This window comes from Neorhizobium sp. 2083 (assembly GCF_031455615.1).
Taxonomy (GTDB): Bacteria; Pseudomonadota; Alphaproteobacteria; order Rhizobiales; family Rhizobiaceae; genus Neorhizobium.
On record NZ_JAVDTC010000003.1, the window covers coordinates 100,858 to 120,025 of the forward strand.

General features: G+C 57.5%; 14 protein-coding genes. 7 read left to right on the forward strand and 7 right to left on the reverse strand.

What is annotated here, in order from left to right; translation table 11 throughout:
- Positions 1-3 precede the first annotated feature (3 nt).
- Positions 4-930 carry a family 16 glycosylhydrolase gene (locus J2X76_RS13260; protein WP_310216774.1) on the reverse strand — a complete coding sequence of 309 codons (927 nt, stop codon included), beginning with the start codon at positions 928-930 and terminating at the stop codon, positions 4-6.
- Between the two features lie 39 nt (positions 931-969).
- Positions 970-2,112: a glycosyltransferase gene (locus tag J2X76_RS13265; protein ID WP_310216778.1), complete on the reverse strand. Its 1,143-nt coding sequence runs from the start codon at positions 2,110-2,112 to the stop codon at positions 970-972.
- 186 nt (positions 2,113-2,298) lie between these two features.
- Between J2X76_RS13265 and J2X76_RS13270 the strand changes: the two genes are divergently transcribed.
- On the forward strand, positions 2,299-3,933 hold the full coding sequence (locus J2X76_RS13270; RefSeq protein ID WP_310216780.1) for a GMC family oxidoreductase: 1,635 nt from the start codon (positions 2,299-2,301) through the stop codon (positions 3,931-3,933).
- Complete coding sequence (locus tag J2X76_RS13275) at positions 3,926-4,933, forward strand: NAD(P)-dependent oxidoreductase (RefSeq protein ID WP_310216783.1); 1,008 nt, start codon at positions 3,926-3,928, stop codon at positions 4,931-4,933. Before J2X76_RS13270 ends, J2X76_RS13275 begins: the two co-directional genes overlap by 8 nt.
- A gap of 15 nt (positions 4,934-4,948) precedes the next feature.
- On the opposite strand, the gene J2X76_RS13280 is transcribed toward J2X76_RS13275, so the two are convergent.
- From J2X76_RS13280 to J2X76_RS13290, 3 genes are all read right to left on the reverse strand, one after another.
- Positions 4,949-5,251: a hypothetical protein gene (locus J2X76_RS13280; protein ID WP_310216785.1), complete on the reverse strand. Its 303-nt coding sequence runs from the start codon at positions 5,249-5,251 to the stop codon at positions 4,949-4,951.
- A gap of 128 nt (positions 5,252-5,379) precedes the next feature.
- Entirely contained in the window at positions 5,380-6,726 is a 1,347-nt protein-coding gene (locus J2X76_RS13285; protein WP_310216788.1) for a polysaccharide biosynthesis/export family protein, read from the reverse strand.
- Positions 6,727-6,747: 21 nt separating this feature from the next.
- Positions 6,748-7,887: a glycosyltransferase gene (locus tag J2X76_RS13290; protein ID WP_310216791.1), complete on the reverse strand. Its 1,140-nt coding sequence runs from the start codon at positions 7,885-7,887 to the stop codon at positions 6,748-6,750.
- A 366-nt stretch (positions 7,888-8,253) separates the two neighbouring features.
- Here J2X76_RS13290 and J2X76_RS13295 point away from each other — a divergent pair, with 366 nt between their 5' ends.
- From J2X76_RS13295 to J2X76_RS13310, 4 genes are all read left to right on the forward strand, one after another.
- Positions 8,254-8,895 (forward strand): sugar transferase, encoded by a 642-nt coding sequence (locus J2X76_RS13295; protein WP_405030049.1) that lies wholly within the window; start codon positions 8,254-8,256, stop codon positions 8,893-8,895.
- A 290-nt stretch (positions 8,896-9,185) separates the two neighbouring features.
- Entirely contained in the window at positions 9,186-11,213 is a 2,028-nt protein-coding gene (locus tag J2X76_RS13300; RefSeq protein ID WP_310216795.1) for a glycosyltransferase, read from the forward strand.
- A gap of 104 nt (positions 11,214-11,317) precedes the next feature.
- The gene (locus J2X76_RS13305) at positions 11,318-12,910 is read left to right on the forward strand and encodes a Wzz/FepE/Etk N-terminal domain-containing protein (protein ID WP_310216798.1); all 1,593 of its coding nucleotides are present in this window, start codon (positions 11,318-11,320) and stop codon (positions 12,908-12,910) included.
- A complete protein-coding gene (locus J2X76_RS13310) occupies positions 12,907-13,998 on the forward strand; it encodes a glycosyltransferase family 2 protein (protein WP_310216801.1) in 1,092 nt (363 codons plus the stop codon). The genes J2X76_RS13305 and J2X76_RS13310 overlap by 4 nt, the downstream gene beginning before the upstream one ends.
- Positions 13,999-14,007: 9 nt before the next feature.
- On the opposite strand, the gene J2X76_RS13315 is transcribed toward J2X76_RS13310, so the two are convergent.
- Both J2X76_RS13315 and J2X76_RS13320 read right to left on the reverse strand, forming a co-directional pair.
- On the reverse strand, positions 14,008-15,444 hold the full coding sequence (locus J2X76_RS13315) for an oligosaccharide flippase family protein (RefSeq protein WP_310216805.1): 1,437 nt from the start codon (positions 15,442-15,444) through the stop codon (positions 14,008-14,010).
- Between the two features lie 22 nt (positions 15,445-15,466).
- Positions 15,467-17,428, reverse strand: a complete 1,962-nt coding sequence (locus tag J2X76_RS13320; protein ID WP_310216809.1) for a hydrolase — start codon at positions 17,426-17,428, stop codon at positions 15,467-15,469.
- Positions 17,429-17,730: 302 nt separating this feature from the next.
- On the opposite strand from J2X76_RS13320, the gene J2X76_RS13325 reads away from it, so the two are divergent.
- Positions 17,731-19,161: an NAD(P)-binding protein gene (locus J2X76_RS13325; protein ID WP_310216811.1), complete on the forward strand. Its 1,431-nt coding sequence runs from the start codon at positions 17,731-17,733 to the stop codon at positions 19,159-19,161.
- Positions 19,162-19,168: the final 7 nt, after the last annotated feature.

Below are 19,168 nucleotides of genomic sequence, written 5' to 3' on the forward strand. Positions count from 1 at the left end.
TGTTCAGGCGTAGACGCGAAAATAATCGACCCGCATATGCGTCAGCAGTTCCTCGGGCGAAAGCTGCGGCGGATAAGGAATATCGGATCGGAGCGCCAGCGTGATGACCGGCCAGAAGACGTCCCGATAGACATTCAGCTCGGCGGAACGGGTGATCTTCCAGACCGCGGGCATTCCGGTTTTCGTGTCGATGATGGGTTGCCGTTCGAAATAGATGGTGCATTCCGTGTCGGTCACGAGCACTCCGTATCGACGGTAGCCTTCCGTCATGTCGGTCGGCGTCGGCACGCCGGTGCCTTCATGGTGCTCGCCCGGTTGTCCCCATTCGTGAAGGTAAGCGCCGTAGAGGGTCGGTTCCCAACCCTTGTGTTCGACGACGTCGATTTCGATGCTCGTCTGGGGGAAGAGGATGCTGCGCCCGTTCATCATCCAGAATGCCGGCCAGGTCAGCGGATGACGGGGGAAAAGCATGCGGGTTTCAAAATAACCACGTCTCCAGCCCTGCAGGATCGCTCCATTCAGCCGAGCGGTCTGCATGTTTCCTGATATCCACTGAAACTCAGCAAGGTTGTTGCCGTAGTAATGAGGTACGCTCATCGTCCGGCCGATGTACTTGGCGGAGATCTGCAACGCCTTGCCGTCGTTCGCCCTCGGGTCATCGACGATTGCATAAGGGTTGAAACCTTCCTCTCCCTCGCTTCTTGCGAACGCGGAGCGACCATAGAAGCCCGGATCTGACGTCGTGGGCTTCGGCCCCGCATTCCACGTCGACCAGTCGAGTGTCGTGAATTTGTCTTCGAAGATCAGCGTACGTCCTGCGATCGGATCCGGAGACGGCTGAGCACCGGATCTGTGGACAGAGCCGTCGATGAAAGCCAGAGATGCAAGGGAACCAGCGGCAAATGCCCTGCGGGATAGGGATGTCGTCATGACTACCTCTCGTTTTGAAATTCAGGCCACCCCAACTGCCTATGTTGCCGCCGCGCTTCTCAGCGCCTCGGCATGAGCGGCGACCACCCGCTCCGGGCTGTAGCGGTCGATAAATTCCCTCCGGAAGCCGGCATAGCCCTGTTCGGAGGGAAGGTTGTCGCAATAGTAGGCCATCGCTTTTACGAGCTGCTCGGAGCTGTCGACGGGAACCAGTCGGCCGAGCCTGTTGTCCACGAGAATGTCGCTCGGACCGAATTCGCAGTCGGTCGCCACGACTGGCAAGCCAAACCTTAATGCTTCGCAGATGGCGAGCGACCAACCTTCCCAGCGGGAAGTGGAGATGTAGACATCGCTTGTGGACAAGGCCGGCTGCGGATTTTCGGGATGGTGCTCAAGGGTGACCGCATCGCTCAGGCCACGGTGGTCGATTTCGGCGCGCAAGGCGGCTTCGCCTTCACCGTACCCCACGATCTTCAACCGGACATTGGGGCGGCTGAGTATGAGTTCGGCAAAAGCGGCGAGAAGCAGGTCCTGGCCCTTCTGAAACGAAAAGCGACCGACATTCACGAAGGTCACTGTCGCCTCATCGTTAGACCGGTCGCTATCCGGGAGATCGAACCTGCGCACCGGATTGGGAACCCAGTAGCATGGACGCTTGCTTTTGAACATCGCATTGAACGATGCCAACTGCCGCGGCGAGGTTCCGAAAACCGACGCGATCTTTGGAAGGAAAAGCGCTCTCATCAGGAAGAACAGCACTTTTGCCTTCATGTGGCTGCGTTCCAGACGGGGATTGCCGTGGAGGTGGACGGCAAATTTGCGGCGCATTCCGATGCAGGACGCCATGCAGATGACCGTCGGCTCGATCTGAGGGACGACGACTAGATTATAATCCTTGCTGGCGATGACCTGCCGGAAATTGCGCATCAGCTCGATGCGGTTCGATGCGACTCGGTCGATGATATTGTAGTTGCGTTTTTCCGTCGGCCGATTGTGATGAATTGAGGTGTAGAGGACATCGACCTCGAAATCGTTCGCATACTGCTCGACCAAGCCGGAGCATATCGTATCGATAACCCTTTCCATTCCGGCAAAAGCACTTGTGCCGGGCTGGACATATAGCACCTTCAAAGGTGGATGAAGGGTAAGTCTTTCGGAGTATGGTATGGTTGATGCCTGCATACAACTTTACCCCTTTTAATCTTTCCGAGGAGGATGTACAGTTACATCAAATCTCCAACAAAAAATGTCGGAAACATCCTGCTGGATTGATAGTCAAGCTTAGCATACACCTAAGTCATGCTCAGTTTTTCCGTCAATAACATTGAGCCATTGTCGATTAAATTGCAACGGTAAAGGTGTTCAGTGATGTCCGCCATCAATTTAATCAATGTTTCGGATGAAACTGTACTTCCGATTGAATCCTGCGATATATGCATCGTAGGGAGTGGCCCGGCTGGCACGACGCTTGCGCGGGAATTGGCCGATACAAAGCTTAGCATCATCGTTCTCGAAAGCGGCGGCTCGAAGCGGGATCCGCTGGTGGACTCGCTCGATGAAATAGAGAATGTCGGTCGGCCGCGCGCGAGCGATCAATGGTCGGTCCGCAACCGCATCGTTGGCGGTAGTTCGCATACTTGGGGAGGGCGCTGCGGCCCGTTTGACGAGATCGACTACCAGATGCGCCCTTGGGTTCCGTTTTCCGGTTGGCCGATCGACGATGTGGACCTCGGGCCTTACCTAGCACGTACCGTCTCCCATCTTGGCCTGGCAGTCGGCTCCGGGTACAATGACGACCGGTTCTGGTCGATAGCCGGTCGCAAGCCGCCGAGCCCCGATCTGGATCCGGCTGTTTTGGCGCCTTTCTTCTGGCAGTTCAGTCGCGATGCAAACGAAACCTATCCCTACGAATACATGCGGTTCGGCCGTCGCCTTAAGACGGCGGGAGCCAACGTGACACTTGTTACCGGCGCGACCGTTCAAGGCATTCTGACTGCAGATGCCGGCAATGCCGTGCTGGGCCTTAGGTTCTCCACGATAGACGGCTGCATAAGGGCGTTGACGACCTCAAGGGTTGTCCTGTGCTGTGGCGGGATCGAGAATGCCCGGATCCTTCTGAATTCCACTGATCGCGATCCCCGCGGAGTCGGGAACGACCATGATCAGGTCGGACGTTATCTGATGGACCATCTGCGCGGTTCGGTCGCCACATTTCCTTTATCCGGCTCCGACAATCTCCAGAAGCGTTTTGGCCGGTACAACGTCAGTGGCCACTTCTTCCGTGCAGGTTTCCGTCTCAGCCCCGAGGTGCAGCGTCGCGAGGAACTCGTCAACTGCGCCGGCTGGCTCGGCGAAGTCTTGGCGCCAGACGATCCCTGGGCGGCAATGCGCCGTATCGCAGGACGGACGTCCAAATTGCCGCAGGATATCCTCAACATCGTGGCAAACAGCAATTTCGTACTCAGGGGTGTCAGGGATTACTGGGGCGAACGGAATGGCGTGCCACGCAAGATGACCGAACTCAATCTGCAGGCCATGTGCGAACAGGTTCCCGATCCCGATAGCCGGGTCACGCTGTCGGATCGTCGGGACCGGCTCGGCATGCGCTTGCCGAGGATCGACTGGCGGAGCAGCAGCGAGGAGTCGCGCGCCATGCGCCGCCTTGCAGAACTGGCCGTGCAGGAATTTCCGAAAGCAGGCCTGCCTCAACCGATCCTGGAAGACTGGGTGAAGGATGGTGCGGAAATGCCGTCGACATTCGTCGACGTCGCTCATCCGACCGGCACGACCAGAATGTCCTGCGATGTTCGCCTCGGTGTCGTGGATCGAAATTGCCAAGTGCATGGCGTCCAAGGGCTTTATGTCATGGGAAGCTCGGTTTTCCCGACAGCCGGGCATTGCAACCCCACGCAGATGATCGTCGCCCTGGCTGTCCGTCTGGCGGATCATATCAAGGCGGCGAACTTGCAGCGGCAACCTGCCCGGGTAGCGATCCATGCATGAGGTTTCGGAAACACGACCGGTTCTGGTGACGGGTGCGACCGGCCGGATCGGCAAGGTCGTCGTCGCCGACCTTCTGGAGCGCGGTTATTCCGTGCGCGCGACGACGTCCAAGCCGGCGGCGCTTGGCTTGCCGCAAGCCCACGAACGCCTTGACTGGCGTCAGTTCGATTTCATGGTGGATGACGGCTGGGACGAGCTTGTCCAAGACTGCTGCGCCGTGATCCATCTGGCGGCCGAACTGGGCAAGATGGAGCGGATGCAGCGTGTCAACGTCGATGCAACACGGGAACTGGCCAAGGCCTGCGAGCGCCAGCGTGTTCCCGTACTCTGCTATGTCAGCACGGTTTCCGTATATGGAAGTGGACTGCAGCGGGCCATAGATGAGGCATCGCCGGTCCTGACAGTGGAGCAGGACATCCGCTCGCAATACTGGGCCCTCGATTATGTCAGGATGTATGGGCGCACGAAGCTGGCGGGAGAGCTGGCGCTGAAGCAGATCGCCAATCGGACCCGCTACGTCATCGTGCGGCCTGCCGTGGTGGTCGATATTGGCCAGATGATCGGCATTCGCGATTGGAACCCATTCAAGAGACTGCTCGCCGCCCACCGTCATGCGCATCATGTTTTCGTTAGGGACGTATCCGATGTGCTGATATGGTTCGTGGAGCAGGAGCTGGCGGGCACCGGCTGGGGCAGCCAGGTCGAAATCTACAACATTGCTGAAGATGATTGCCCCGACCCACGGCACCGAGATTTCATGCGCAAGGCATTTTCAATTAGTCACGACCGCCGCTACATAAGCCTGCCGGTGCCGGGCTTTGCGGACTGGCTGCATGATTTTCTGCGGTTTAGGACCCTGCCATTGAGAAATCCGCTCTGGCGAATGCGTTTCTCTAATCAGCGTTTGAAAATGGCGGGTTATCGTTTCCGTTATGGAATGGTGAATGCCCAGCGTCTGGCGCTTGCAGCGCTCAGGGCGGACTCCGAACGCATCCATTGACCTGTCGGCCCTCTATCAGTCGGGCGAATATTTCGAGGTAGCTTCCAGCGGGGACGCCTCCCGTTTGGCGACCCGTTTTCTGGCATAAAGGAGAAAAAACAAGCCATTCATCCCTGCGCATCCTGCTTCAAGCGCCACAAGGAGAAGGAAAGACCACATCAAGACCGTGGGCATCGCATATCCGAGCACAATGCCTGTCAGGGCGAACGCGACTGTCATGACTGATACGAGAAGAGTGAAAATCAGAATCGGTAAGCGCACTGCGCAGAGTGCGCCGATCACAAAAGCACTGACCACAGCCCAGGCCATTATTCCCATGAGCCAAAAAATCCGAAAATCTGAATACAAGTTACCATAACATGCACGGAATGTTCCACGCAAGTTGGAAACTACTCGGACTTATATGGATCATTTCGATGTTATATGGGATCCTCTGAATTCTTCACCTAGAAATTCTTCGCTGCATTCGATTTCATTCGGCGTTCAACGCGGACGATATCTCCCGGAGCCACGGGGTCGTTTTCGCCGGCAACCAGCGTCTGCATCGTACCTCCCAGGTTCCGGTTTATCAATGTCACGAATCCTGGCGCGCCGTCTGCGTCCAGCGCGGCGAGAGCTGCGGGTGCGCGCATGCCGATATTCGTCAGAAGCGCGCGGGCCGTCTGCGCTTTCTCGGCGTTAGAAGCGAGGCGATCACGCAGATCGGCTGCTTCGCTGAGTGCCTCACCGCGGTACGTCCTGTTAAAATCGGCGATTTCCTGATCCAGTTTGGCAATGTCCTGCTGGGTCTTGAGGATCGCCAGGGAAACGTCGAGGCGGCGGCTTTCTAGATCGGCAAGGCCTTGATTGGCACCGAGTTGGCGAGACGAGACCGTCAGGCCTTGGGAAACCATCCTGTTGATCGAGGCAAGGTCCTTTGTCGCCATATCGATCTGCCTGGCAAGTGAACTGTCCTTCTGGCGCAATGTGTCAAGCTGATTTGTTGTCAGAATCTTGGCTTGGGAAAGCCGTTCGAGCTCGGCCTTCATCAAATGGGTCCGTGTGTCGAACAGCGCCTGCTCGTCGCGCATCATGCGGGCCACAAGCGGCTTGTCGGATTGCGAGGTCAGCTCTTCGGGGAACGAAATTGTCGTCGCCTCGTTTTCGTCGAGGAACGCATCAACACGGGCCTGACGCGCCAGCAGCCCGAACCGTTCGACCTCCAATTGCCGAAGATCACCGTTGCTGACCAGCGCATCCCGCTGAAGGGTAATCATCGCGGGGTCCGACTGCCCCACACCGCCCGCCATGCTCAGCGCCTGTATGACCGTCAGGCCCGGTACATAACCGTATTTGCCGGGCTGGGACACCATGCCGCTGACGAAGAAGGGGCGATAGGTCGAAATCTCCACCGAGGCATTGGGCCGTTTCTGCATGCCGACCTGCTTCTGAAGCTGGTCTCCTATCAGGCTCGATACCTCATCGAGCGTCTTGCCGCCGACCGGAACCGTGCCTACGATCGGAAGCGATAACGTGCCGGCCGCAGAAACCGAAAACTCACCCGTCAGGGGAATCCACTCGAAAGCGACGCCGGCGTTTGGCCGCCACTCGTATACCCTGATTTTCAGAACATCCTGCGGGCCGAGCGTATATTCAGCAGACTGAGCCGGCGTGGCTGCGAGAAGTGCCGCAAGCGTGATGATCAACGACGGAAACAGTCTCGAAGGTAAGAGGGCGCCGAAAGCTTTTGGCGCAAGGAATCGTATCAGAGCCGCGAACCGGTCCTCCAGGAAGCCTGCGGTAAAAGTTTGCATTTGTCCTCCTATTCCAGACAGCTAAGCGATCTGAGCACTTCGCGGGTCATCCCAGAGGGAAGGCTGCCCGGTTGTCTGGCCGGTTATCTGGTTTGCGTAAGACCTGAACTTGTCGATGAAGACGGCCGTCCTGAATTCCTGAGCGCGGGCCACAGCGTCGGCCGGATTGAAGTCGATCTTTTCGAGCCCCAGAACAGCATCGATCATCGCATCGATTGATTGCTCATGGAAGAACACGCCGGTCTTCCCCGCGACGACCGTTTCGGTTGCGCCGCCTCGGCCATAGGCGATGACTGGTCGTCCACTTGCCATGGCTTCGACCGGCACGATGCCGAAATCCTCCTCGCCAGGAAAGACGAGAGCTTTGCATCGTGCATAGTGATGTTGCAAAACTTCAAAAGGCTGCGAGCCGAGAACGGTCACAGTGGGACCGGCGATCTTGCGGATGTGGCCGAGCATTTCACCGCCACCGATGACAACAAGCTTCACCTTCATCCGATTGAATGCTTCCACTGCGAGGTCCGGTCGTTTGTAGCTGACCAATTCTCCGACCATCAGATAGTGGTCCGAGAGTTCGCGAGCGTTTACCGGGCGAAAGGCCTGGGTATCGACCGGCGGATGAATGATCTGAGCGTCCCGCCTGTAATAGCTCTTGATCCTTTGCGCGACCGTCGATGAGTTCGCCACGAACTCGTCGACACGGCTCGCCGCGGCCACGTCCCAGGTCCGAAGATAATGCGCCAATGGCGGCATCATCATTTTGGTGAGCCTTCCGGATGTCTGGTAGTACTTATTGTACATGTTCCAGATATACCGCATGGGTGAGTGGCAATAGCAAATATGCTTAGCGGGGGAGGTGGGAATTACTCCTTTCGATGGGCCTGACTCACTGCTGATTATCAAATCGTACGAGGTTAAGTCCAATTGCTCTAATGCCATCGGCATCAATGGCAGGTATTTTTTGTACATCCGCTTCGCATATGGCAGCGAGTTTATGAAAGTCGTATGGACGGTATGCTTCTGGATCTCGGCAGAGATAAACGCCGGGTCAAAAACATGAGTGTAGATATCAGCGCTTGGGTACATCCTACACAGTGCTTCCAGCACTTTTTCGCCACCACGCATTCCCACCAGCCAGTAGTGAATTATCGCTATGCGCATCAATTGGCCCCGTAGAATGTAATATTCACCTATAAGTTCAGCAGATTATGTCAGCCCCACCGTTACTCCGTAATAAAAAGGAGTAGACTGTGTTATTTATTCGCGACATAAAATCAGATTTTTTCGAAAAATAGCCACTATCTTGCAGATAATACATGATTGATGCGCACAGTGCGCTGCAATAAAATTATTGTCAATTGGTTTATTGCTTGTTAACGTGCGCCCCGGATGCCGCTCCAGTTATCTGCCCCATCCTTTCGTGTTGTGTAAGCGCGGAGTACGCAGATGAATGATTTAAATGTCCGTGGAAGTTTGAGTGCCATCGATGGCGCCCGTCTTCCGAAGACCGATACATCGCATACTTTGATGCAAATCGATGAAGAGGCGCCTCAGCGGCTCTCCACACTTATGAAACGCACGTTCGATGCCGTTATCGCTTTGGTGGGTTTGCTTGCGCTGGTCCCGCTTATCGTCATGATGATAGCGTTGCTCTATCTGATCCAAGGCCGTCCGATCTTCATCTGCCATCGTCGCATCGGTAAGGATGGCGTGTTGTTTCCCTGTCTTAAGTTCAGGACGATGGTCACCAATGCCGAGGAAGCTCTGCGGCGGTACCTGGCCGCAAACCCTTCGGAGCGAGCTGAATGGCTGGCGACGCGAAAGCTGAAAAACGATCCCAGGATTACGCCATTCGGAGCAATCCTACGTAAAAGCAGCCTCGACGAAATTCCGCAGCTGATAAATGTCTTTCTAGGTCATATGAGTTTTGTCGGACCTAGACCGATCGTCTCCAGCGAGGCCGAACTCTACGGCGTTCACTTTGTCGATTACATCCGGGTTCGACCCGGCCTGACCGGCCCATGGCAAATTAGCGGGCGCAACGACGTAAGTTACAATGCGCGGGTCGAACTCGACGTGCGCTACGTCAACGAACACACCCTTTGGAGTGACATCATCATCATGGCCAAAACGGTGCCGGCGGTTCTCAAGGCACGCGGCAGCTACTGATCGGCCGGCTTGGCCGTTTTGTTTCGTCGGGGAGACCCGTCAGCGATCCTGGCTTCTTTCGGGAGATCGGCTTGGCGCAGACATTCTCCCATCAGCTTGCTGCTCATGATGCTGCCTTGCATCTAAAAAGGAGCGGATTGCCAGCATGATGTACGCTCAAAAGGGTAAGAGCATTTTGCCAGTCGTCTATTCAATTTCGATCACCGGCAAGCGCGGCTACCTCAGCTTATCTTGGCGTATAGGCGCATGGATGCCTGCGTCTTCAGCGCTTCCAGGCGCCCAAACGGAGAATGGCCATGAATGAAGTTGCTATCAACGGCCGTTTCCTGTTGCAGAAAGCCACAGGCGTTCAGCGTTACGCCTTAAACGTCGTGAAGGCGCTCGACCACCGTCCGAACGACCGCCGGTCCCTGCGGCTTATTGCGCCTGTTGGGGCGCCTGACCCGGGCTTTTCCCACATTCCACTGGAAAGAAAAGGCAGACTTGACGGGCATGTTTGGGAGCAGACCGAACTTGCGCGGGCTTGGGACGGCCCTTTGCTTAACCTTTGTAACTGGGGGCCGGTTTTGAAAGCGGACCAGGCCGTCTGCATTCACGATGCGAATGTGTTTACCGCTCCGGAAAGTTACAGCCGCACATTTCGCACCGTCTATTCTGCCCTGCAGCCGCTTCTGGCGCGCCGGGCGGCGCGTCTGGCAACCGTCTCGCAGGCATCCGCGCGACAGCTCGCGCGCTACCTTCCTGTCCGCCAATCCGACATCGCCATCCTTCCGAATGGTCACGAACATGCCCTCGAATGGAATGGCGCTCTGGCGGAAACCGCTCCGCAAGTTGTCGAATCCCTAAGACGAGACGACAGGCAGTTCGTTCTCGCTCTGGCATCGCGCGCGCCCCACAAGAACCTCGGACTGCTGATGAAAATTGCCGAAGCGCTTGATGAACTCGGCATAGACATCGTGGTGGCGGGTGGAAGCAGCGGGATATTCGCCTCCGATTTCCTTCAGATGCGGCGCAATATGCGCATGGTCGGCAGGGTATCCGATGATGATCTCGCCTATTTCCTGCAGAGCGCCCTCTGTCTGGTTTTCCCCTCGTTCACGGAAGGCTTCGGGCTGCCGATCGTGGAAGCCATGGCCTTGGGGTGTCCGGTCGTGGCGTCCGACTGCGCCAGCATGCCAGAGGTCTGCGGTAACGCGGCACTGATGGCTTCGCCGGTTGCGTCCCAAGAGTGGATCGCCCATATCGCCGCTCTTCGAGGCTCAGAACTGCTTGCGGAGGAAAAACGCGGTCTGGGGTTCGAACAGGTTCGAAAATTTTCGTGGGCAGACACCGCTGCAGGTTATGTGGACCTGCTCGAAAGTCCTCAGGGCAGAGTCGCCCGATACACGGCCCAGGAACCGGCTTCGCTGAAAGTCGCTGTTGTTGTCGCAACGCGTGGCCGCCCGGACGTGGTCACCGCGACAACCCGGCATCTCTTGTCGACCCAGACGGTTGGCCCCGATGAGGTCATCATATCCTGTGTAGATCTCCATGATGCCGGCGATCTGGTTGATGACCCCCGTGTGACGGTCGTCACAGGAAAGCCTGGCCTGGCGGCGCAACGCAACAGGGCGCTCGCCAGCGTGTCCACTGGAACGGACATCGTGATCTTCTTTGACGACGACTTCGTGGCGCATGAAATCTGGCTGGAATCAGCAATCCATGCCTTCCGCGACGAAAGCCGACTGGTCGGTTTTACCGGGCATGTCGTCGCCGACGGCATCAAAGGACCGGGCATCTCATTCGATGATGCGGTACGTTTGCTCGACGCATCATCGGATGCCGGTACGAAATGGCATGAATCCTATAGCCCCTATGGCTGCAACATGGCTTTCCGGGCGGCTGCGATCGGCGATGCGAGGTTCGACGAACGGTTGGTTTTATACGGCTGGCTCGAAGATCGCGATTTTGCTGCCGCTCTCGCCAAGCAAGGCGGTCGTTTCGTCAAATCGGACGAGGCGAGGGGCGTGCATATGGGCGTCAAAAACGGCCGTGTCAGCGGCGAGCGCCTGGGATATTCGCAGATCGTCAATCCGGTCTACATGCTCGGCAAGGGCACCATGACGGTCACCCAAGTGGCGGATCAGGTGCTGCGCAACGTTGCCAGCAATTTCGGCCGGCTTCTATGGGCCGAGCCGTTCATCGATCGGCGCGGTAGGGCAAAGGGCAATCTTCTTGCCGTCGCAGACATTCTACGCGGCCGCCTGGAGCCCGAGAGGGCGGCGCAATTGCAAGCGTTCGGAATATTCCCGCAAAGACCCGGAGGTAAGGCCCGATGACAGTCAACAGGCCCGGCCCGCTCGAAAGGGCTGCTCCTCTGTGGCGCACGGATCGGACACCTCCGCCGGACGGTGGGGAAGGGCCTCTGGCTTTCATACGACTGGTGAGCGTGCTTGCTTGGCGCAACAAGATCCGCCTCGGCGTGTTCACGTCAGTTGGCCTGCTGGTCGCGATCGCCTACGCGCAGTCCCTTCCGCGTGTCTACAACGCCACCGCCACGCTTCTGCTTGAACCTCGGCAATTCGCGTCGGCAGGGCGAGATCTTGCCCAACAGACTCTGGACCTCAATAACGCAGATAGCGAAGTCCAGATCATTCGCTCGGAGCGCCTTCTGACCGCAGTTTTTGATGGCCTTACTCTCCAAAGCGATGCGGAGTTGGGGCTCTCGCCTCCCAAGGCTTATGATGGCCTGGCGGTGCAGATGCAGGATGCGGTATCGTCGCTGATGCGCGATGGCTTCAAAACGCAGAATGAAGCGCCGAAATCTGCCATTGAGGACGCCACGCCACCGGCGCCGTCTGCAAAACCCCCCGACCCAAAAGCAGAAAACAGCGCCGAAGAGCGCCGTGTCGCATTTGCCAATTTCGCAAAGCGGCTCAGCGTAAGACGTGTGGGGCAGTCCTATGTGGTCGAGGTTGAATTCTGGTCCTATAATCCGGAATTGCCTGCGCGTGTAGCCAATGCCATTGTTTCCGGTTACATTCTGCAGTCAGTGCTCGCCAAGGAGCAGACGGCGCGAGCCGCCACCGATACGCTCCAGGGGCGTCTGGATATGCTTTCCGCACAGATCGGTGCGGCCAGGGAGGCAATCCAAAAAGGCACGTTGCCATCAATCCCGACACCGGACGCTGATGGCCGCATCATCGGCGCAGCGCTTCCGCCGATCGGCCCTTCCGGTCCGCGGACATCACTCATCGCAGCGCTGGGCGGGCTGCTGGGTCTTTTCGCCGCCATGTCGATGGTCGCCTATAACGTTGCCTTCGACCGCCGCGTTCGCGACGCAAAGGAGCTGGCACGAGAAACGGGAATTCCGTGCCTGGCGACCGTGCCCAACGCCCCAAAGGCGGACCTGATCGCATGGTATGACGACAGTCCTGCAGTCAGGCATTATGCCAGCGTCATCCGCGACCTCAGGACCTCGGTGGATCTGGCGTCCGCGCCACAGCGGCGAGATCGCAACATCGCCGTCGCATTGATCGGTGCTGCACCCTCCGTAGGCGTATCGATGCTGTCATTCAGTCTGGCGCAGTTGCTGAGCCGAAGCGGACGCCACGTGACCTTCTTCCATTCGACGATGCCTCCAATCAAGGAAGATATGGTCCTGCCGTCCACCTCCCTGGCCGAGGTGGCGATCTCGGGCCTGTGGGTCGATCAGCCGTCATTCGGACACAGGGACGGGATCCTGCTGCTTCCGATCCATTCGCACATCCTGCACACCAATCTCTTCGCGGATTTTCGCCACCCAAGCGTTCTGCAACTTCTCGAAGCTGCCCGGCTCAAGGGAGATGTCGTGTTTGATCTTCCCTCCCTTTCATCATCGATGGACGCTCTGGCTCTGGCCTTCCACGCCGATGCAGTCCTGATCGTTGCCAGAAGCGGAAAGACGACGATCGAGGAGGTCAAGGACGTGTATAATCTGCTGAGACGCGCGGGATCGATGGTCACCGGCACGGTCATCAACCGGGCGCGCTCATGAGCGATGACGAGCTTAACACGCGGACGCCGGAAAGGCCTGTTCACATGCGGCACAGCTCCAGTCATGACCGGTCGGGGCGCGCGGGTGCTGCTCAGGTCAAGCTGGCGGTCATCATTACCTGCTTCAACTATTCCAGGTTCGTCGATCGAGCAATCGAAAGCGTCCTATCGCAGGACTGCGTGGATTGTCAGCTGATTGTGATAGACGACGGCTCCACCGACGATTCCTGGGATGTGATCTGTCGGCGGAACGTGCAGGCGTTTCGTATCCCCAACAGCGGCCAGCGTAAAGCGTGTCTGTACGCCCTGCAGCAGACAAATGCGCCATTCGTACTCTTTCTCGATGCGGATGATGAACTTCTGCCGGGATCGCTTGATCTGATCGTTGCCTGCCTCGATGAACGCGTCGCAAAGCTCCAGTTTCCGCTGACGCGGATCGACGGAGACGGTCACATGATCAGCGGTCCCGCGCCCGAGCTCAAAGCGTTCAGAGGGAGAGACCTGGTCGGTCGCGTCTTGCGGACGGGCGTATATGCGACGCCACCCACATCCGGAAACGTGTTCCGGAGGGACGTATGCGACTTCCTGCAGGAGGCCGACTATGACGAGGCGGTTGATGGCGTCATTTTGTTCGTCGCGCCCTTTCTGGGTGAGATCGTCAGTCTCTCTCAGCCGCTCGGTCTTTATCGCGTCCACGGCAGCAACGATTCCGCTTTCGGAGGAGAGCTGAATGTAAGGACGTTACGACGGGATAGAGAGCGGTTTGGGAAAAGAATGGAGCATCTTCGCCAGATATTGCCGCTCTGCGGTTACCGTTCGGGTCTGATCGCCACCGAGCATGCCTATTTTCATCGCGAACGCAGCCTCTATATCGCCGTTGCCGAAAACCGATGGGTTCCTGTTTCAGACATCGTCGGACTTCTGCGCCGATTGTGGGGTGATGGCTATCCTTTCCGGATGAAGATCATCATGACTGCGTTCTTCGTCACGATCGCTGCTTTTCCCAGGGCGCGCGCACGCCGAGCTCTCGAGTATCGCTTAGGCGCCGGTCCGCGGTCTGCGTGGGGATTTGTCAAGGCGTTGATTTGAAACCTGTTCTCACCGATCGAGCAGTTCAAGCCGCCCGCCGCCAACGGCGATCCGCACGCCGAGCCCAAGCAGACACACCAGATAGGTCAATGCCCCGACACTTGCCGTTACGGCAAGCCGTAAGAAAACCGGCAGGTTTACGGAAGCGGTTGCCTCCCGCCACCAGGTGACGACGGCGGCCATGACGATGACGGATACGATAATCTTCCAGAGGTTTGCCAGCTGCCGCCTGTAACCCAGTCGCAACACTTGTCGGGCCTCGAAAACGTAGAACGCAAACATAATGAACGCGAGAATAATCCTCGCGATGCTCGCCCCATGTGCAGCAAACAGATAAAATCCCACAGAGATCAGCAAGACCCGCAAGCACAGATCGATTGTATTGAGCCTGAAAATGATCGCTGGCCGATCGATTGCAAGGCTCGCTGAATAGAGCGTCTGGAAATAGGGTATCGGGATCACCGAGAGAGAAAGCAGGCTGAGATAGGACGCGGCATCTGCCCATTGCGGGCCGAGCAGAATGCTGGTCACCATATCCGCCGTGAGCGATATCCCGACGCACACAGGCAGCGAGATCAGCATCGCGAAGCGACTGGCCTTGAGGAACGCGCGCTTCATTCGCTTGCTGTCGGAGCTGATCTTTGAAAAGGCCGCCATGACCGGTTGCAGCGCTGGTCCTATGATGCTCTGGGTCGGGATAACCGCCACATCGCTTGCGACCGCGTAGCGGCCGAGCATGGCATTGTTCCCCGCTGCACCGACCAGGAACCGGTCGAATTGCCAGTTCACCGCGGATACGAGCTGCGCCGAGCTGAACCAGCCGATGAACCCGGCAAAATCGGAAAGCCGTTTCAGTGAAAATCTCGGAAAATAAGGTGCCACCAGATAGGTCGCGACAGTTGCTGCAAACGCGGTCGTGACGAAATTGACGACAAGTGCCCAGTAACTTCCGCCGACGAGAACGACGAAGACTGCCGCCGCGAAGGCGCAGAGCTTGCTGCTGATTTCGATGAGGACCGTAGGGCGAAAATCCAGGCCTCTCGCGAAATGCACCATGGCCGGGCTCATGAACCCTTTTGCGATGGGGCCGAGCGACATGACGGCGATAACCGAAACGAGCGATGCATTCCCGTTGATCATGGAGTAAGGCCAGGTGGCAACCAAGAATATCAGCGCTATCGCCACGCTTCGCATCATGCCCAAGGTAAAGCCTGTATCGAGATGGCTTTTGTCGAGTGCGGGGAGACGGACGAGGGCTTGCGTGACCGGTACCTCGAGCACGGTGTCGACGATCATCACCAGGGCCATTGCCAACGCCACCAATCCAAACTCGGCCGGTGAAAGGAGGCGGGCAAGGATCAACATGTTGCAGAAGTCGATGCCGCGACCGACAAAGCGGGAAAAAACCAGCCAACTGGCTCCTTTGAGGGCCGCAAACGCAAGCATTACACGCCCGCCTCGAATAGGTTCAACGCAAACCTGCCGAAAAGCCGCGAACCACGTGCGCCACTTCGAGGGCGCGCAGCAATGCGGGCTTCAGACGAGGAAATTCCTGGGCAATCGCCCCTTCGCGCCAAAGCTGGCACTTCACGGCGCGAATCTTGGTTGTCATTCCCGCTCGGACCGCGGGAGCTACAGTTGCCACGAGTTCCGACCGCCCGAAGTCTACCGAACGCGGTGCCACGCCCAAGGCGATCATGTCCGACTTCGATGGATTGATAATCGCCTGCTTCAACCTGAGCCAGGCACCTTCCGCATCACGGAGGATCTCGGCGCCGCTCGAGAGGTTATCGATATACCGTAATGCCCCGGTGAGCAAAGGATTGTACCCGGCAGGATCGAGGCTCCCAAATCGTACATCTCCTGAATTGCCGATGATTGTGCCGTCGGGCCTCATTGCAAGTGTTCTCACCGATGGTATGGCCGGTTCGAACAAGCTCTCGATGATATGCCAGTATCGCAAGACCACCGTCCTCGTCTTGAAGGGATTATAGAAGCGGTTTTCCACCACGAGGCCGGCCACTTGCTGGAAATGATCCTCGCTCAGCCCTTTGTAGTTGCACCGCGCAAACTGCACCGTCTCGAATCGGCGCTCCGGTAATCCGACAGCGAGGAGGCGTTGCGTACTGCCATAGAGGCCGGTATCGCAAAGGATAAGGCGCTCGGCATTGCCGGCAATCTGATCCAGATGCGTTTTGAAATATTCGTTCTGGACCCGAATATCCCGGTCGACCGGCTGACCTGCCGGCGTATCGAGCATGGCGAAGAAACGGCTTGCATCGAAGGTCTGTTGCCATTCGGCCGGAAGCTCATATGGGTTACTGCCCAGCGAGTGGGCGACGGTCGCAAAGCTTGCGCCATGGAATTCTCTCGCCAGCTCGTCGAGCACGGCCGGATTCCTCGCACCGGCTGCGGTGCGCGCAGCAACGAGGCGCGAGATCAGGATGTTTTCGCGCTTCAGCGGAAGAGGCAGCCGAAGAGCCGATTGAAGCCGTTCGAACGCCTCGCGGACGCCAAGTCCACCTCGGGCGCAAAACAACATCACGGCATCGCCGCTCGAACTGGCCTGCTGTCCATAGAGCCACAGCAGCAGACAAAGTTCCGCAACGATCGGACCGAAGATCTGTTCTCCGAAGCCTATCTGATCGGCGGTCTTCGGTACGAACCTCCGAGGCACCAATCCGCGCCTTACCTGCCGGACGCCCTCCGAGACAGCCCCATCGGCTCGGCTGACGAAACGTTTCAAGCGGTTTTTGGGGATGTGGATAGCCTTCAGGCCTATCTCATGCGGGATATGGTAATCGGCAAACCAGTCGTCGCCGATGTGCATGGCATCGGAGATATCCAGATTTTCAGCTTCCAGAACGAGCGAAAACAAGTCGCCCTGCCGTTTGCTCGCTCCCAGGTCGGCACTGGAATAGATCTTGTCCAGGAGGCCTGGTCCGTGGAAGTGATCGATAAGCTCGCTGACCCTATCGCTCGAAAGGCCCGTGTCGCTGATGGCGACGACGCGTATTCCCGCTTGACGATGGCGCCTCAGAAGCATGGCGAGCTCGCCATTCGCGAAGAGAGCCTGCTTCTCGACATCGATCTCGATGTTCATTCGACGGTCCAGCAGCGAATGCGACAAACCGAGAATGGTGAGCTGCCGGGCGATGACGTCGCTGAGGCGCACCTCGCCTCGCCGGCCCGACATGCTGACCGCCCGATAAGCCATCCTTTCGGCGAGCAGCCTGGTGCGGATGAGATCTTCGGGAGAGACGGCTGACCCCGTATCCCGCAGGAAGCGGGCAAAGCGCTTTTCGCCGTCGATGATGCGCGAGCGCTGTGATTGGCCGGTGCGCAACAGGAGTGTGTCGAATACGTCCGTTGAGATCAGTCTTATGGGATGAAGGCGCTTGTGGAGCTGCTCAAGGCTTCGCTGCAGCATTCAATACTCTCCTGATCAATTCCATCGAAGTACGCTCGAACGCGGCGAGGGCATTTTCAATATTGCGGGAAAAACATGCCTGAAGCGCCTCCGTCTGATGGCGCAGCACCCTTTTGGTTGAGATACCTTAACAGAGATAGACAAAAGGCTTCAAGTTAAATTATCATGTAAAAATAGCTACATGTGGCTAAAATATAAGCATTCTATAGTCTATATCGAACAAAAAATAGAATTACCGAACATCTCTGTATCTTATTGGCGCCAGTAGTCCAGAATTTCTAGATCGAAGGATGGAGGTCAGCATGAATGAAACAGGCATGCCCTCATTTATAGAGGCGATTGATGCCGATTATGATGCGATTGTGCTTGGGGCAGGGGTTAGCGGCCTGGTTTCAGCCTCGGTGATTACCAAACAAGGTTCCAAGCGCGTCCTGATTGTGGACGAGTACAGTCACATCGGTGGAAACCACATGGATTGGTCGTCAGGCGGTTACACCTTCGATATAGGCAGTCTCATTTTTCAGGACGATTCTCCTCTTCTCACGCATTTTCCGGAACTGCTTTCCCTCTATGTGCCGATCGAGCCCCGATGGGGGAGGTTGACCCCCCAAAGGATCGTGACGGATTATCCCATCTCGCTGCGGGACGACATCGTGGGATCCGGCCTGGCAGGCATGTTGCGGATTTTCGGATCGGTCTGTTACGCCCGGCTATTTCAGCGCAAGATGCGCAACGCGAAAGATTTTGCCCGGTATTGGATCGGGTCGGAGCTTCTGCGGCGCTCGGGCCTGGAATCCTACATGCGCCGGTTCTATGGTATTGCGCTGGAGCAGATCGGCATCGATCTTGCTCAGAAAAGGATGCTGTGGATCAGCGAGCATGCTTCGCTGCGCAATCTCTTGGGTCGCCTGTTCCGTCCAATGCGGAACGGGCCGACGAACAGGCAGCTCGCTCGTCCGAAAGCGGGGTTCGCCCCCCTTTACAGGCTTGCCCAGGACAATCTGGAAAGACGAGGCGTGACATTTGTTCTGGGCGCGAAGCCCCTCGCGATCGATCGCGTTGACGGTGGTTTTCGTCTGAGGCTCGAAGATCGCGTGGTCAGGGCAAGTCGTGTCATTTCGACGATCCCAATCGAACGGGCGCAGGCTCTCTGCGATATGGCGCGCTCGCCTGGCCTGGAAACCACAACCCTCATCAGCGTCTATTTCAGCTTTTCGGGAAAGCGCGGTTTTTCGCAGCCGATCATGTATAACTTTTCTCACGAGGGCGCCTGGAAGAGGCTGACGGTTTATTCCGATTTCTACGGGCCGACCGATGGCCGCGAGTATTTCGGGGTGGAAGTCATCGGCGAACAGGTCGGCGGATCGACTGATGCGGCCGAAAGAGATTTTCGCGATCATGTGAAAGCGAACGGGCTTTTCGTGGGAGATTTAACTCTCGAAGGAAGTCAGACCTTGACGCACGCATATCCGGTCTATGCCCAGGGTGCGGCGCGCCAGGCGGAGGAGGCCAGAGCCGCGCTTACGGATTTCGGGATAGAATCCTTCGGACGCCATGGCGGTTTCAATTATCAGCCGACGGCCCGCGTCTCCACTCTCGATGCAGAAGCTGCCCTCGGTTTTGAACGGCAGGTGGCGAAGTCGGCAGAACCCGATGCTGCGACCGGCCTGGCCGGGACAGAACAACCGCAACCGCATCCGCCGCTGATTTTACCCTCTCCCACAAGCGCGTGAGGCGACA

What these genes read in the sequence shown, in the direction of transcription:
- J2X76_RS13260 (WP_310216774.1), bottom strand. Translation starts at nt 930, where the DNA reads ATGACGACATCCCTATCCCGCAGGGCATTTGCCGCTGGTTCCCTTGCA.
- J2X76_RS13265 (WP_310216778.1), bottom strand. Translation starts at nt 2,112, where the DNA reads ATGCAGGCATCAACCATACCATACTCCGAAAGACTTACCCTTCATCCA.
- J2X76_RS13270 (WP_310216780.1), top strand. Translation starts at nt 2,299, where the DNA reads ATGTCCGCCATCAATTTAATCAATGTTTCGGATGAAACTGTACTTCCG.
- J2X76_RS13275 (WP_310216783.1), top strand. Translation starts at nt 3,926, where the DNA reads ATGCATGAGGTTTCGGAAACACGACCGGTTCTGGTGACGGGTGCGACC.
- J2X76_RS13280 (WP_310216785.1), bottom strand. Translation starts at nt 5,251, where the DNA reads ATGGGAATAATGGCCTGGGCTGTGGTCAGTGCTTTTGTGATCGGCGCA.
- J2X76_RS13285 (WP_310216788.1), bottom strand. Translation starts at nt 6,726, where the DNA reads ATGCAAACTTTTACCGCAGGCTTCCTGGAGGACCGGTTCGCGGCTCTG.
- J2X76_RS13290 (WP_310216791.1), bottom strand. Translation starts at nt 7,887, where the DNA reads ATGCGCATAGCGATAATTCACTACTGGCTGGTGGGAATGCGTGGTGGC.
- J2X76_RS13295 (WP_405030049.1), top strand. Translation starts at nt 8,254, where the DNA reads ATGCAAATCGATGAAGAGGCGCCTCAGCGGCTCTCCACACTTATGAAA.
- J2X76_RS13300 (WP_310216795.1), top strand. Translation starts at nt 9,186, where the DNA reads ATGGCCATGAATGAAGTTGCTATCAACGGCCGTTTCCTGTTGCAGAAA.
- J2X76_RS13310 (WP_310216801.1), top strand. Translation starts at nt 12,907, where the DNA reads ATGAGCGATGACGAGCTTAACACGCGGACGCCGGAAAGGCCTGTTCAC.
- J2X76_RS13315 (WP_310216805.1), bottom strand. Translation starts at nt 15,444, where the DNA reads ATGCTTGCGTTTGCGGCCCTCAAAGGAGCCAGTTGGCTGGTTTTTTCC.
- J2X76_RS13320 (WP_310216809.1), bottom strand. Translation starts at nt 17,428, where the DNA reads ATGCTGCAGCGAAGCCTTGAGCAGCTCCACAAGCGCCTTCATCCCATA.
- J2X76_RS13325 (WP_310216811.1), top strand. Translation starts at nt 17,731, where the DNA reads ATGAATGAAACAGGCATGCCCTCATTTATAGAGGCGATTGATGCCGAT.